Origin of the sequence: Acidovorax sp. FG27, from assembly GCF_040365715.1 — a bacterium.
In the GTDB taxonomy this organism is placed as follows: domain Bacteria; phylum Pseudomonadota; class Gammaproteobacteria; order Burkholderiales; family Burkholderiaceae_C; genus Paracidovorax.
The window spans coordinates 48,428-63,581 of record NZ_BAABVY010000001.1 but is presented as its reverse complement, the minus strand read 5'-3'; the positions used below and the strand labels follow the sequence as shown (position 1 = coordinate 63,581).

Genomic DNA, 15,154 nt, shown 5'->3' with positions numbered 1-15,154 from the left:
GTTTAGCTGCTTGAACGGCACTAAAACGCAGTAATGCGATCAAAAAAAGGCGGGGGCTTCCCCGCCTTTTTTTTTATTCCTTTTGCATTTGATTGCCCGATGAAATTCTCTTTGCAACGTATCCAGCCGTCGTTGTCTGCGGCTGCACTTCTCATGCTGTCGCTGACGGGAACCTCCGCAGCCCTGGCTCAGAATGCCGTGAACACCGTATCGGCGGTGGGCAGTGCGCCCGCTCCTGCAGCGGTCCAAGCGAGCAGTTCGCCGACCACGCCTGTAGCCGTTCTGGCCCATGGCAAGACGATCAATGTGACCAATGCCGATGTGATGGCAGATGCCAAAGAACGCATTCCAGCGGAGGCTCGCGATCAGGTGTTGTCACGCGCGTCGAATGTGTCGCAGATCGCCGGTAATTTGTACGCCCGGCGTGCGATGGCTGCTGAAGCCGAGGCTGCGGGTCTGGCCAAGACGCCCGAAGTGGAAGCATCGCTCCGCGTAGCGCGCGACAAGGTGCTGTCCGATGCCTGGATCGCGAAGATCGACGCGCAGCACCAGGTCAGCGATGCGGTGGCTGAAAAGCTGGCCCGTGATATTTACAAGGCCGAACCCAACCGCTTCATGGCGAAGGAGCAGGTCCGCATCAGCCACATTTTGGTGGCCGGCACCACGCCCGAGTCGCGGGCGCAGGTGGAGAAGCTGCTGGAAGAACTGAAGTCGGGTGCGGATTTCGCCAAGCTGGCCGAAGCCAGCTCGGCCGACAAGGCGAGCGCTGCCCGAGGCGGCGACCTGGGTTTCTTTGAAGCCGGCCGTATGGTTCCTGCATTCGAGCAAGCGGCTTTCGCGCTGGAAAAGCCCGGGCAGTTGAGCGGCGTGGTGGAAACGCAGTTCGGCTACCACATTCTCAAATTGCAGGAGCGCAAGCCCGCGGGCGTCCGTCCCTACGACGAAGTGCGCGCCGACCTCATCAAGGAAATTCGCGCCAATGTGATGCAGCAAGCTCGCGCTGAAGAAGCGGTACGGCTGCAGCAGGGAATGCAACTGGACAAGGATGCAGTGAGCGCGTTCTCAGGCACATTCAAGCCGACCGACATCCAGATCAAGCCTTGATCATCGGGTCTCACCAACTCACGTGCGGCGGCGAGGCGCAATCTGAAGGCCGCTCCTGGAGCGGCCTTTCATTTCAGGACACGCTGCATCGTTTCTGTCCGCTTCGCCGGCCAGCCGATCCGAGGTCGCTGTGCAAGAAGTTACGCGGATAGCTGGATCAGATATTAAGCTCGCGTGTTCTTTGAACGGAAGACGCCATGGCATGTCCAGCCCCTTCCAACCCATTGTGATTGCATGCAGACTTTATTGAGCGAATGTCGCGCCGTGTTCAGCGCGCGCGCCTTGGTGTGGGTTCTTACCAGGCGTGAGGTCGCAGCCCGGCATGCCGGCACGGCCGTGGGCATCTTGTGGCCCTATCTCCAGCCTTTGCTCAGCGTGGCGGCTTACTACCTGGTGTTCGATGTGGTGTTCTCCATGCGCCTGCAGGACGGGGGCGTACCGCACGCGGTGGGCACCTTCCTGGTGGTGGGGGCGTTGCCGTGGATGGCGTTCTGCGATGCCGTCTCGCGGGGCATGAACAGCCTGATCGAAGCAGGCGGCATGCTGCAGAAGAACCCTTTACCTCCAGTGCTGTTCACCACCCGTGCCGTGTTGGCTAGCGGCGTGATCTACGGGCCCATCATTGCGCTGGTTGCGCTGGCCTATACCCCATTGCACAGCTTTCGCTTGCCCGTGGTGAGCCTTCTTCCCCTCATGGCGGGCCAGTTATTGCTGAGCATGTTGCTCGGCTACTTGCTGGCCATCCTCGCCGCTGCATTGCGCGACACGGTCCAGATCGTCGGGTTCCTGCTGTCGGTGGGCATTTATCTCACACCCATCTTGTTCCCGCTTTCCATGTTCCCCGAAGGTTGGCGCTGGGTGCTGTGGCTCAACCCCATGACGGCGCTCGTCATCGGCTACCAGCAGGTGCTGCTGCAAGGGGTGTGGCCGCCGGCAGCGGTGTGGATGGCGCTGGGTGTGTGGCTTGCGGTGGTCGCTCTGGCGCTCAACGTGGTGGTGCGGCGCAGCCGCGATCAGCTGGTGGATTGGCTATGAGCGAGGTGTCGGTGAAGCCCCTTTCCACACAGCCCGAGGCGCCGGCATCCAGCCTCGCAGCGCCTGACTTGAACGAGATCGTGCTGAAGATAAGGAACGTCAGCAAGGAATACAAACTCTACCCCTCGCCGCGTTCACGTCTGCGGGCACTGGTCACAGGCAAGGCCACGCATCGCAGCCATTGGGCACTGCGCGATGTGTCGTTCGAGCTGCACCGAGGCCAGTGCATCGGCGTGGTGGGCGATAACGGCGCGGGCAAGAGCTCGCTGTTGAAGTTGTTGGCCGGCACGCTGCAACCGTCCACGGGCACCATCGAACGCGTCGGCCGGGTGACGGCCATTCTGGAACTGGGTGCCGGCTTCCACCCCGACTTCAGCGGGCGCGACAACCTGTACTTCGGCGGCAGCCTGATCGGCATCGATCATGACGAGATGGCCCGGCTGGAGCCCGAGATCATCGAGTTCTGCGAGCTCGGCGAAGCGCTGGACCGGCCGGTGAAGACGTATTCCTCGGGCATGGCCGTGCGCCTGGCCTTTGCCTTGGTGACCGCCGTGCAGCCGGACGTGCTGATCATCGATGAAGCGTTGGCCGTCGGCGACCAGCACTTCCAGAAGAAGTGCATCGAACGCATCATGGCGTTCCGCAACAACGGTTGCACCATTCTTTTCTGCTCGCACAGTCCGTATCACATCCGGCACCTGTGCGACGCTGCCATCTGGCTCAAAGCTGGCCATGTAGAACAGTTCGGGGCCACTGAGCCGGTCCTTGCTGCCTACGATCTGCACACCCGCGAACGACAGGCCAGGGAGCAGGAAGCCATCGAATCGGCAAAACAGCCAGCGCCGGCACCGGTCTCCACCGAAATTCCTTTCGCGCAGGATGCGAACGACACACCCGAGGTGCCGGCCCATCCGCAGGGCCCGGTCGCCGCGGTGGACAGCGGCAACGCCTGCATACTGTCAGTGGATGTGAAGGACCTGGGCGAGCCGGAAGGTAGCCAGCCGGCCATCCTCCACAGCATGGACTTGGTGGTGACCATCACCGCACGTGGCCGGGGCGACGAGCGCCCCCACATAGGCTTCATGATCGAGCAGTCGAAGGGGGTGGGCATTACCTCGCTGGCCACGCATGAAGACGGCGCCGTGCCGCAACAGTTGCCGGATGGCACCTGGCAGTCGGTGCTCACCTTTCCCGATCTGCCGCTGCATAGCGGGGATTACGTCATCAGCGCCTTCTTGTTCGATGAGACGGGATTGGCGGTGTACGACGAGTGGTTCCAGTTCAAGCACTTCCGCTTCATTTTTCCCAAGCCCCTTCCGGGTCTGGTGCGCCTGCCACACCACTGGGCCTAGCTGGCAGCGGCGTGTGGTGGAGCGCGGTGGCGCTCGATCTTCGGGCGTGCCTTTCGCGCATGCAGCCCGGCGCCCGCTTCATTGACGCCCGGGCCTCGTGCGGGTGATACCCGTTCGATGCGACGCCGCCACGGATAATGACGCTCCCATGACAATGACAACCACCCCATCCCAGACCAGCTCCGGCGCACAGTTGCTGGAAGAAGGCCGCGAGTTGCTGGCGCGAGGCGACCGCGCCGGCGCTGCGCAAGTGCTGACCCGCGCACGCGCAGCCCGCGACGCCCTGCTGGAAGCCCATGCGCTGATCGAACAACATGGCTTGGTGGGTTCCTTCACCAACATGACCGGGCTGGACTGCCGCATCTCGTCCAGCGACGACATCTTTCACTTCTTCGCGGGCCACCCGTCCAGCCTGAATCCGCTGCGCGATTACTTCGCCGATGGCTGGCGCACGCTGTCGGAACTGATGCTGTTGCTCGAAGCGGTGGACCGGCCCCTTCTTCGCACCCCGCGCGTGCTGGAGTTCGCCAGCGGTCATGGCCGCTTTACGCGCCATCTGGTCAAGGCCCTCGGGGCACCCCGCGTGACGGTATCAGACGTGGTTCCCAGCGCGGTGGACTTCGCACGTGCCACCTTCGGTGTGGAGGGCTTCCTGTCGGCAAGCAAGCCGGAGGACGTGCGCTGGCCGGGTCAGTACGACCTGGTCTTCGTGCTGTCGCTATTCAGCCACCTGCCGCGCAGCACGTGGTCGCGTTGGCTGCGCGTGCTGCGTGACGCGGTGGCTCCTGGCGGGCTGCTGGTTTTCAGCACGCACGGCGTGAAGGCCGCAGATTTCGACAGTGTGACGCTCGATGCGGACGGCTTCTTCTTCGCGCCCTCGAGCGAATCGAACGCGATCGACGCGAACGAGTACGGCACGGCTTTCACGTCCGAAGCGTTCGTTCTCAAGGAGATCGCCGAGGTCTGGGGACCGGATGCGCTCCAGCACCATGCCCTGGTGCACTTCTGGAACCACCAGGACGCCTACGTGCTGCGCAAGGCATGAGCTCGCCTGCCGGGAGCGCTGATGTTGCCTGTGTAGTAATGGCTGACCCCGGGTCCGTGGACCTGCGACCAAGGAAGTACGAATGAACTGGATGCTGCGCCTGCAGGAAAAGCTTTGGGGTATCGCCCCATGGGACGCCAAGCAGATCACCGACGAATGGTTCCGTGCGCACTTCGACTATGCGTCCGACGTGGTCAACCACTGGGTCGGCAGCGCGCTGGACCTGCGCACGGCCAAGCTGCTCAACTTCGGCTGCGGGGACGGCATCACCGATCTGTCGCTGGTGCTGCGGCACGGCGCCACCGCCATCCATGGCGTGGATATTCGGCGGGAATACGCCAAGCTCCCGCGCATTGCGCGTGAACAGCTCGGCATGTCGCGCATCCCGGCGGCGCTCACCTTCGAGACCATCCAGCCCGGCGCGCCGCTCGCGGGCCGCCGTCCGTTGGTGGACGGCATCATGAGCTGGTCCACCTTCGAGCATGTGCAGCGAGACCAGTTGCTGCCCATCCTGAAAGACCTGCACGCCTGCCTGCGCCCGGGCGGCTTCTTCTTCATCCAGATCGAGCCGCTGTTCTACTCGCCTTACGGCTCCCACCTGCGGCGCTACGACGAAGTGCCCTGGCACCATCTGCTGACCAGCGAGGAAGCGCTGTGGAAGGTGATCGAAGACCATGACGGCCCCATCGATGCGGCCGAGGTCGACTTCGGCTTTGCCGATTTCGGCGTGGATGGCTACAAGCGCTTCGTGTTCAAGGAGTACCAGGCGCTCAATCGACTGACGGCCGATGAGTTGGTGGACTTCACTGTCGCGGCAGGCTTTCATGTGGTGCGGCAGGAGCGCAGGCATGTTCAGATGGACATTCCTGAGGATTTGCGCGGGCGGTATCCAGATGACTGGTTGCTGAACAACGAGATCTTCCTGTTGTTGAGCAAGTAGTGCATTCCAAGTGCTGCTGCTGCTGCTGCAGGCCTCCTGAACGCGCCGGTTCCCTGTGCTGCTGTCTTGCCAACAGCCACCGATCCGGATCGACTGAAAAGTGAAAACAGGCGGGAGCGCAAGCGCGCAGACGCATGGCGAAGCCCCCGAATGCTTTGTCCGCAACGCAGGGGCTTGACGGTCTCGCTTCGATGAAGAAGAACCGTTATGGCCGTCACGGATGAGTACGGGCTCTTCAGCGTGGATGTCGAACGTCGAGCCGCCAAGGCGCTTTGCACCCCGGCCTCTCGTCAGAGAACCGGGCTGGTCCTCAGGCCTTGAGCCAGTCCTTCACCCGCCGTTGCCAGTGCGCAGGAATGCGGCGTGCCACACCCTGCAAAAGGGGAAGTGAACGCAGATAGACGATGGCACTGAGCACGCCCGACTTGGCTTGGTCGGTGGTGGTGGGCTGCGGAACATAGCCTTGTAGCTGGCCAGGGTCGAACACCGGCCTGGAGCCGGGCTCTGCGGGTGCTGGAAGTGGAACTTCGCGCAGATAGTGCGTTTCATAGCGCCAGTCTGGCACTTCTATCGCTGGCAACGGTTTGGGCTGAGTTTGCTCCAACGAAGGACACTCGCCTGTGAGGAAATGATTCTCGCGCATCGCCATGAACGCGTTCACCCAATCTTCCGGCTGTTGATCCCAATCACAGATCCAGCTCCAGGGCCGACCGGCCACCCGTTCCGCGAAAGCTCCCAGATCGCCCACCGCCACTGGCAGCCCAGCGGTGAGTGCGGCGCTCAGCGTGTAGCTGTAAGTTTCTGGCCATTGGGCAGGGAACCATGCCAGATCGGGCTGCAGCCACTCGATGAGCCGAGGCAGATCTTCCTCCGCATATCCACCGTGAATGGTCAAGCGCGAACGAGGTTGGGTCTGGAGATGACGGTACGCGTAACCAATCAAGTGGAACTCGATGGGAACGTCGCGTCGCGCCGCTTCCAACGCCACGGCTTCCAGAATGTCAGCGCCCTTGATGACGCTCATTGCGCCGATCACGACAATCTTCAGTGCCGCCTGGGCACCTAGCACCGGCGGGGCTGGGATCGGCAGTGAATTCGGGTCCATCACGTCGGTGTGGGGGATCGGCAGCACATGGACCGCAGGTACGAAATCGGAGATGCGACGAGCGGTGTCGTGACTGGGCGCCAGCACATGGCGCGCTCCGACGAGCAAGCGCGCGTTCGCAGCGCGCCAGTGCGCTACGTTGCCATGGGAGGGCGCCGCCATATCTGGCGGACAGCAAGCGCATTGCCCCGGTCCCAACTCGCCCACGTACCGATTGCCGGTCCCGGTCATGGAGATGTGCGTGCAATAGCTGAAATAGTCGTGCGCAGTGAAGTCGTACGACACATTCAGCAGATGGGGCAGATCACGGATGGCGGGGTCGTGTCCCAGCAGGTGGTGAAAGTGCACGTGGCCCACGCCGAGCCGGCGCAGCACGCTGAGCAGCTCGGTCCGTTGGCTACCCGAGTGGAAAGAGAGCTCGAAGCCTTCTTCCTGTCGGGCGTACCTCAGCAGTACGGTGTGGCCCGGACCCGGTGTGAGTGTCAAGAAAACGGCTTGGTCCACAAGATGGGCGGCCAGTTCCCGTACGTGGCGCACCGTGCCGCCGGCTCGGTCGTGCAGCACATTCAGGATGACCGGCAGGCCTGATTCCGCTATCCGCGCCGCATCCAGCGCCAATCGGTAGGGGCGTGCCGGGTCAGCCTGCACGAACGCATGCACGTCGCGCGCGTAGTTGGGATGCAGTCGCGCCAGAGTGGCCATGGCCGCCTGCTCACGCGGGCTCTTGCTGTCGCCGAAACTCACGCCGCCGGTGTGCAGCACGAAGGTGTCGAGCAGGTGCAGGTTGCGCCAGCCGGCCTGCGCGGCACGTTGGCAGAAGTCGTTTTCTTCGCCGTAGCCCTTGCCGAAGTTCTCGGTGTCGAACAGCCCGACATGGTCAAGGCTGTCACGCCGGATGTACATGCAGAAACCTACGCCGGTGGGCACGTCCACCACGGCGCCGGGATTGGTGCGGGCGCACAGCGCATCCATGCGCGCAGTGTCGTAGCCTGGGGGGAGGGCATTGTCCTTGCAGAACTCCGGATAGCTGCAGATCGTGGCATTGGTGGAAAACGGCGTGACCGAGGCAATGCGCTGGTCGCCGTAAGCCGCCGCGCGGATGCGGTCCAGCCAGTCATTGGCCACTTCCGTATCGCTGTTGAGCAAGAGCACGTCGTTGCTATCGCTGAGCTCCATGCCGCGGTTGACCGTGCCGACGAAGCCCAGGTTCTCTGGATTCTCCAGCAGCGTGATGCGGCTGTCTTGCGCAGCGCGGTTGCGCAGCCACTGCGTGACCTCGGGCTCGGGGCTGCAGTCGTTAATGACGATGAGGCGGTAGGGCACCCGCACCGGGCTGGCCAGCACGGAGTCGATGCACAACCGGGTGTCTGCCAATCCTCGATAAACGGGCACGATGACATCCACTGGATGCTGTGGTGGCAGCATAGGGCGTGCGCCGTCCACCGAGGCAACTCCGGCGGCTGTCGCTGGCGGCGTGTTGCGAGGAATTCGCCCCAGAAGTCGGTCCACGCGCATCTTCGCGTGAACTATGGGTCGCGTGGCGCGGAAGACGGTAGAGCGTTCGATGGAGTGCAGATGGGTCGCCAGTTGGGCGAACTCTCGCTGAGTGCGCTGCAGATCCTGCTGCAACTGCTCGACGTGGCGGCGGTGCTGGGCTGATTCGCCCAGCAGTTCGCTGCGCTGACGGATCAGTCCATCCCTCGCATTGACAAGCGCCTTCTGCACACCGAGCAGCTGTTCGTTCTGGGCGGTCACAGCTGCCTGCGCCCGCTCCAGCTCCAACTCGCGGCGGGCTTTTGCTTCCTCGGCAGCCTGAAGGGCTCGGCGGTGGGATTCTTCCAGTGCAGAGCGGGCTGCTTCTGCTGCAAGGCGTTCCTGTTCCCGCACCGCTTCCGCCGCCAGACGCTCCTGTTCGCGGGCGCGCAAGTGAGCTTGCTCCGTGTCACGAATGTCACCACGCAGCCGCTCCTGCTCTGCTGCCGCCTTCGCCTGCAGATTCACGATCTCGCTTTGTAGCGGGCGCACCGTGCTGGAGAGAGCCAAGTAGTCTGCGGACATCGGCCAGCCCAGTTCGACTTCCAATACCGCTCCGGTGCTGGAAGCCGCCTGCGCCACGCTCTGCGCAGGAATGGGCAGTTGCACCCAAGGGTCTTCACCGGTCAGGAGCACCAGGGTGGCGGGGGCCGCAGCTGCCAGCGGTGCCTGCCAGACCAGTTGGCTATGGCGCGTTTCGGCCAGCAGCGCGCCAGGCGCGTTGTCTGCCGACCATTCCCAGACGATCTGGCCAGCAGCGTCGCGAAGCCGAATGCCATACAGATGCATGAAGCCAGGCCGATCAGCGGGGTCGAATCGAAGGTGCGTGAGTCGGCTGGACTGCGGCAGTGAAAAGCGAAGATTCTGTCGCTCACGACCGACAACTCCAGTGGTGGAGAGCTTGTCATCTTCCGAATACTGGCCGTCCTTGCCCAGATACAACTGCGCGGTGAAGAGCGCGTGGGCTGGCTTTGTATCCGGTGCCCCCGCCTGGTTTGTCAGCACCACTTCTGCGCTGGGGTGCGACACGCCGATGAATTGGTAGGTCAATGCGTCAGGCACCGCAAGCAGGTATCTGGCCACCGCGGGGGGAAGTTGGTCGAAAGCGACCTTGAACTCGGATTCGGGCAGTTCACGGCGGATGGTGTCCAGGCTGTCGAGTGCCCAGCGATGCTCACCCAGGAAACGTGCAAGGGAACGGCGGGTGAAGAAACGCAGGTGGGTGCGATCGAGCAGGCCTTCGGGCCGGTACCGGAACTCGCCCTGCAGCAATTCAGCTACCAAGCCAGCGTATCCGGCATTGGGTACCGACGTCAGCAGTCGGCCCTCCGGCACCAGCAGGGATCGGCAGGCCTCGAGCACCTTTTCGGGCTGACTGAGGTGTTCCAGCACGTCGGCGCAAACGATGTAGTCATACGTCTTGCCAGCGAACAGCGCCAGCAGATCGCAAGTCTCCAGATTGGCCACCACTACATCTCGGTAGTGGGGACGTGCGTGGGATGCTTCGGCCTCGCTCCAGGTCAGTCCGTCGCTGACGGTGGAGCGGGTTTCCTTCAAGTACTGACCCAGCGCGCCGCTGCCGCAACCAAGATCAAGAACGGAGGCGCCTTCGCGGATAAGGCTCGCCAGCACGGATAGGGATGTTCGCTCGTCCTGCTTGATGGTGCGCAGATAGACGTGCAAATCCTCGATTGTTTGCGTCATGTCCGGATTATGACCAAGCGGCGACCTGACTCCGCCAGCCAGCCCCATGCTCATGACGGGGCCCACAACCCGCTACGGCGACAATAGCCTCCCATGCTTTCTCATCCCGCTTCCTTGCCCAACATGGTGGTGTCCATCGTCAGCCACGGCCATGGTTCGCTGGTGGACGACTTGCTGAGTGACTTGGCGCGCGCACGGTCACTGTCCTTGCAGCGGGTGGTGATCACGTTGAACTTGCCGGACGAGCCAGCGCCTCGGGTGGACGCGGCTTGGCCGTTCGCAGTGCAGATTCTCCGCAACCTGCGGCCGCAAGGCTTTGGAGCCAATCACAATCAGGCATTGGCCGGGGCTGCAGAATCGTGCGTGGGCATCTTCAATCCTGACGTCCGGCTGTTGCCCACTGTGTCAGGCGAGGACGATCCGCTGACCGCCTTGGTGTCGGCTGCGTCGCAGCCTGGGGTGGGCTGCGCCTACCCCATGCAGGTCGACGAAGAGGGCTGCATTCAAGATAGTGAGCGGGCCCTTCCCAGCCCGTTGGCGCTCTTGCAGCGGCGGCTGTGGGGTCGGCGGGAAACGCGGGTGGATTGGGTCAACGCAGCCTGCCTGGCGATTCCGACCCCGGTGTGGCGCGAAGTCCACGGGTTCGACGAGCGCTATTTCATGTACTGTGAAGATGTCGATCTGAGCCTGCGCCTGCGCTTGCAGGGGTTGGGCCTGATCCGCGCTCCGGTCGCCATCATCCATTCCGGGCAACGCGCCAGCCATCGCCGTTGGCGGCATCTGGTGTGGCACGTTGGCAGCCTTTTCAGGCTCTGGTCTTCAAAGGTCTACTGGCGGGCGAAACGATTGTTGCCGATGGACACGCACGCTGCGCGTACCATCGCCTCCTCATGATCTGGTTAGCGCTCGTCAGTTTTCTCGTCGTGCTCGTTGCGTGCGGCTTCATCATTCGCTGGATGAGCGAGCACGCCGTTGAGTATGGCGATGGCATGCCCCAGCGCTTCCACGTAGGTGAAGTTCCCCGACTCGGAGGCGCTGCACTGCTGCTCGGCCTTCTCGTCAGTTGGCTGGTGGGCGTCTGGCAGAACGGAAACGGCGATGCCGCTTCGCTGCGCCTGGGTGGATGGGTGGTCTGCTGGATCGTGGTGCTGTTGCCCGCCGCGCTGGGCGGCATCGCCGAAGACATGACGCAGCGGCTGGCCGTGCGCTACCGCCTGGCCCTGACGGGGCTCGCGGGGGCGTTGGCCATCTGGCTGCTGGGGTTGAACGTTACCCGTCTGGGTCTTCCCTGGCTGGATGCCGGCCTGGCTGCGGTGCCCTGGCTGGGTTTTGCCATCGTGCTGCTCGCCATCACCGGCCTCCCCCACGCCTTCAACATCATCGACGGCTACAACGGCCTGGCCGGCATGGTGGCGCTCATCATCTGCCTCGCCCTGGCGCATGTGTGCATCCAGGTGGGCGACCGGTCCCTGGCGGCGCTGCTGGTGTGCACGGCGGCGGCGACCGGGGGGTTCCTGGTGTGGAACTACCCGCGCGGCATGCTGTTCGCGGGTGATGGCGGCGCCTATGTATGGGGCGTGGTCATCGCGCTGGCCAGCATCTCGCTGGTTCAGCGCAACCCCGACGTCTCGCCCTGGTTCCCCCTGCTGCTGCTGATCTATCCGGTGTGGGAAACGCTGTTTTCCATCTACCGCAAGCTCGCGCGCGGCGTGTCGCCGGGCGTGGCCGATGCGCTGCATTTCCACCAGCTCATCTACCGGCGCATCGTGCGTGGGGTGTTCCACGACGACGAGGCCCGCCGGGTGCTGATGCGCAACAACCGCACCTCGCCCTATCTCTGGGGCTTCACCATGCTCACCGTGGTGCCCGCCGTGCTGTTCTGGAACAACACGCTCGTGCTGATGACCTTCTGCGGCCTCTTCGGGGCGCTCTACGTCACCGCCTACCTGGGCATCGTGCGTTTCAAGGTGCCCCACTGGCTGCGGCACTGAGCCGCGCGGCGGCCGGCCCCGCTGCCGCGCCCCGGTCACGCCCGCCACGGCGACGCCCCGCAGTTGCGGCACAATTTGCGCTCTTCTCCATCGCTTGAGTGCCTGACGGCGCGCCTTCCCCATGACCGACCTCCAATCCATTGCCCCGCGCGACAAGGCCGAAATCCTGGCCCAGGCGCTGCCCTACATCCGCAAGTTCCACGGCAAGACCATGGTCATCAAGTACGGTGGCAATGCCATGACCGATCCGGCCCTGCAGGCCGACTTCGCGGAAGACGTGGTGCTGCTGAAGCTGGTGGGCATGAACCCGGTGGTGGTGCACGGTGGTGGCCCGCAGATCGAGACGGCACTGAACCGGCTGGGCAAGAAGGGCGAGTTCATCCAGGGCATGCGCGTGACCGATGCCGAGACCATGGAGGTCGTCGAATGGGTGCTGGCCGGCGAGGTGCAGCAGGACATCGTGGGCCTGATCAACCAGGCCGGCGGCAAGGCCGTGGGTCTGACGGGCCGTGACGGCGGAATGATCCGTGCGCAGAAGCTGCGCATGGTCGACAGCAAGGACCCGAGCATCGAGCACGACATCGGCCAGGTGGGCGACATCGTCTCCATCGACCCGAGCGTGGTCAAGGCGCTGCAGGACGACGCCTTCATCCCCGTCATCAGCCCCATCGGCTTCGGCGAGGACAACGAGAGCTACAACATCAACGCCGACGTGGTGGCCAGCAAGCTTGCGACCGTGCTGCAGGCCGAGAAGCTGGTGCTGCTCACCAACATCCCCGGCGTGCTGAACAAGGCCGGCGAGCTGCTCACCGACCTGACCTCGCGCGAGATCGACGCCCTCTTCGCCGACGGCACCATCTCCGGCGGCATGCTGCCCAAGATCGCCGGCGCGCTCGACGCGGCCAAGGCGGGCGTCAACGCCGTGCACATCATCGACGGCCGGGTCCCGCATTCCATGCTGCTGGAAATCCTCACCGAGCAGGCCTACGGCACCATGATCCGCAGCCACTGACCCTGGCGCCCGCCTGCTTTTCCGTCATCGAGCCACGGCTGACCGCGTGAACCGCCGCTGACATGCGCCTGCTCCTGGTCGAAGACGACGTCATGCTGGCCAGCGGCATCAAGCTGGGCCTCACGGACGCCGGCTATGCGGTGGACTGGGTGGGCAGCGGCGAGCGCGCCGAAGAGGTGCTGCAGGCCGAATCGTTCGACGCCGCCGTGATCGACATCGGCCTGCCGGGAATGGACGGCCTGGAGCTCACCCGCCGCCTGCGCCGGCCCGAGATGGCGCACCCCTCCATGCCGGTGCTGATCCTTACCGCGCGCGATGCGTTGCACGACCGGGTGCAGGGGCTGGACCTGGGCGCGGACGACTACATGGTCAAGCCCTACGAGCTGCCCGAACTGCTGGCCCGCCTGCGTGCCCTGCTGCGGCGCTCGCAGGCCGCCACCACGGCCATCCTCGGCTTCGGCCCGCTGGAGCTGGACACGGCGCACCGCAGCGTCACGGTGCGGGCAGGCCCGGGCGCGATCGCGCGCCAGCCCATCGAACTGGGGCCGCGCGAATGGACGGTGCTCGAATACCTGCTCATCCACGCCCCCAAGCCCGCCAGCAAGGAAAAGCTGCTGCAGGCCCTGACCGGCTGGGACAAGGAGATCACGCCCAACGCCGTCGAGGTCTACGTCTCGCGCCTGCGCGGCAAGCTCGAGCCGCACGGCGTCGCGCTGCGGTCGATCCGGGGCTTCGGCTACCGGCTGGAACTGCAGCGGCCGTGCGACTGAGCGTGGCCCACACCCGCATCGCCAGGCGCGCACCCCCATGCAGCCGCACCCCCCGCGCCGACCCGCGCCCCCGCCCGTGACCTCCGACCTGCGCAACCGGCTGCTGCTGCTGCTGGTGGCGCCGCTGTGCGTGCTGGCGATGATCGGCGCCTGGCTGGACTACCGCTCCGCCGACGAGGCGGCCGGCCGGCACGACCAGCGGCTGATGCGGCTGCTGCCCGCGCTGGCCGACTCCATCCTGTCCCCCGCCATGACGGAGGACGGCCAGCCGCTGCTGCTGCTCGCGCCGCCGGTCGAGGAATTCCTGCGGCAGAACACCGGCTTCTCGGGCTTCAGCGTGCAGGACCTGACGGGCCGCGTGCTGCTGGGCGACGACTGGCTGGGCAACGCCGTGCCCACCACCTCGGTGCCCGAGTTCCACAGCGTGGAGCACGACCGGGTCGTCTACCGCGTGGCCGTGCAGCGCGGCCGCACCAGTGCCGGCGAACTGGTGGTCGCCCTGGCCGACGGCTCCGACCCGCGCCAGCAGTGGGGCCGGCAGCTGCTGCTGCGGGTGCTGCTGCCCAACCTGGCGCTGATCGCCGCGGCCGCGCTGGCCATCCACTGGGCAGTGCGGCGGGCCTTCAAGCCGCTGGTGGAGCTGACCGGCGCGGTCGAGCACCGCTCGCCACGCGACCTGAGCCCCATCGACGAGGCCGCGTCGCCCGCCGAGGTGCGGCCGCTGGTCGATGCGCTCAACCGCCTGTTCGCCCTGGTCAACGCGCAGGCCGAGAGCCAGCGCCGCTTCGTCGCCGATGCGGCGCACCAGCTGCGCACGCCGCTCGCCGGCCTGCAGGCGCAGGTCGAAGCCTGGGCGCTGGCGGCCCAGTCGGCGGGCGAGCCGGATGGCGCTGGCCCCGGCCGTAAATTAGAGCCAAAACAGCCCCCCGCGCTTGATGCACCAGGGGGTGGTGCTATTGTTTTGGGAGCATTGGAGTTGCAGAAGCTGCGGCAGGCCACGCGGCGCACCTCCAAGCTGGCGCACCAGCTGCTGGCGCTCTCGCGGGCCGATGCCCGCAGCCTCGACGCCCAGCCGCCGCAGTCGGTGGACCTGAAGGCGCTGTGCGAAAGCCTGCTCGAGGCCTTTCTCGATGCCGCCACCGCCAAGGGCATCGACCTGGGGCTGGAGACCGAGCCCGCCTCCACCGCCGGCCACGGCTGGCTGCTGCGCGAGATGCTGTCCAACCTGGTGGACAACGCCATCAAGTACACGCCGGCGGGCGGCAGCGTCACGCTGCGCTCGGGCCTGCGGGGCGGGCAAGCCTTCCTGCAGGTGGAGGACGACGGCCCGGGCGTGCCCGACGCGGAGCGGCAGCGGGTCATGCAGCGCTTCTACCGGCTGCCCGGCTCGGCGGGGGAGGGCACCGGCCTGGGCCTGGCCATTGCCGACGAGATCGCCCACGTGCACCGGGCGGGCCTGACGCTCGGCGGCGGCGCGGGCGGGCGGGGGCTGCTGGTGACCGTGCGGTTCCCGCCCGCGTGAGCGCAGGGCGCCAGCGCTGCGCCGCCGCCCGAGACCGCTGT

The 15,154-nt window shown here is 65.2% G+C and carries 11 protein-coding genes; 10 read left to right on the top strand and 1 reads right to left on the bottom strand.

Annotated features, from left to right (window positions below; translation table 11 throughout):
* Positions 1–99 precede the first annotated feature (99 nt).
* The 5 genes from ABWV53_RS00280 to ABWV53_RS00260 all read left to right on the top strand — a co-directional run bounded on the left by ABWV53_RS00280 (position 100) and on the right by ABWV53_RS00260 (position 5,476).
* Complete coding sequence (locus ABWV53_RS00280) at positions 100–1,104, top strand: peptidylprolyl isomerase (RefSeq protein WP_353361741.1); 1,005 nt, start codon at positions 100–102, stop codon at positions 1,102–1,104.
* A 234-nt stretch (positions 1,105–1,338) separates the two neighbouring features.
* Positions 1,339–2,139, top strand: a complete 801-nt coding sequence (locus ABWV53_RS00275) for an ABC transporter permease (RefSeq protein WP_353361739.1) — start codon at positions 1,339–1,341, stop codon at positions 2,137–2,139.
* 68 nt (positions 2,140–2,207) lie between these two features.
* Entirely contained in the window at positions 2,208–3,491 is a 1,284-nt protein-coding gene (locus ABWV53_RS00270) for an ABC transporter ATP-binding protein (protein ID WP_353361737.1), read from the top strand.
* Between the two features lie 148 nt (positions 3,492–3,639).
* Positions 3,640–4,536 carry a class I SAM-dependent methyltransferase gene (locus ABWV53_RS00265; protein WP_353361735.1) on the top strand — a complete coding sequence of 299 codons (897 nt, stop codon included), beginning with the start codon at positions 3,640–3,642 and terminating at the stop codon, positions 4,534–4,536.
* Between the two features lie 82 nt (positions 4,537–4,618).
* Positions 4,619–5,476 (top strand): class I SAM-dependent methyltransferase, encoded by an 858-nt coding sequence (locus ABWV53_RS00260; protein WP_353361733.1) that lies wholly within the window; start codon positions 4,619–4,621, stop codon positions 5,474–5,476.
* A gap of 310 nt (positions 5,477–5,786) precedes the next feature.
* Here ABWV53_RS00260 and ABWV53_RS00255 read toward each other — a convergent pair whose 3' ends face one another.
* The gene (locus ABWV53_RS00255; protein WP_353361731.1) at positions 5,787–9,818 is read right to left on the bottom strand and encodes a methyltransferase domain-containing protein; all 4,032 of its coding nucleotides are present in this window, start codon (positions 9,816–9,818) and stop codon (positions 5,787–5,789) included.
* A 93-nt stretch (positions 9,819–9,911) separates the two neighbouring features.
* On the opposite strand from ABWV53_RS00255, the gene ABWV53_RS00250 reads away from it, so the two are divergent.
* The 5 genes from ABWV53_RS00250 to ABWV53_RS00230 all read left to right on the top strand — a co-directional run bounded on the left by ABWV53_RS00250 (position 9,912) and on the right by ABWV53_RS00230 (position 15,113).
* The gene (locus ABWV53_RS00250) at positions 9,912–10,712 is read left to right on the top strand and encodes a glycosyltransferase family protein (protein WP_353361729.1); all 801 of its coding nucleotides are present in this window, start codon (positions 9,912–9,914) and stop codon (positions 10,710–10,712) included.
* On the top strand, positions 10,709–11,809 hold the full coding sequence (locus tag ABWV53_RS00245) for a glycosyltransferase family 4 protein (RefSeq protein WP_353361727.1): 1,101 nt from the start codon (positions 10,709–10,711) through the stop codon (positions 11,807–11,809). Before ABWV53_RS00250 ends, ABWV53_RS00245 begins: the two co-directional genes overlap by 4 nt.
* A 121-nt stretch (positions 11,810–11,930) precedes the next feature.
* Complete coding sequence (gene argB / locus ABWV53_RS00240; RefSeq protein WP_353361725.1) at positions 11,931–12,821, top strand: acetylglutamate kinase; 891 nt, start codon at positions 11,931–11,933, stop codon at positions 12,819–12,821.
* A gap of 62 nt (positions 12,822–12,883) precedes the next feature.
* Positions 12,884–13,591, top strand: coding sequence for a response regulator (locus ABWV53_RS00235; RefSeq protein ID WP_353361723.1), 708 nt, complete (start codon positions 12,884–12,886; stop codon positions 13,589–13,591).
* Between the two features lie 76 nt (positions 13,592–13,667).
* Positions 13,668–15,113, top strand: a complete 1,446-nt coding sequence (locus ABWV53_RS00230; protein ID WP_353361721.1) for a sensor histidine kinase — start codon at positions 13,668–13,670, stop codon at positions 15,111–15,113.
* Positions 15,114–15,154 lie beyond the last annotated feature (41 nt).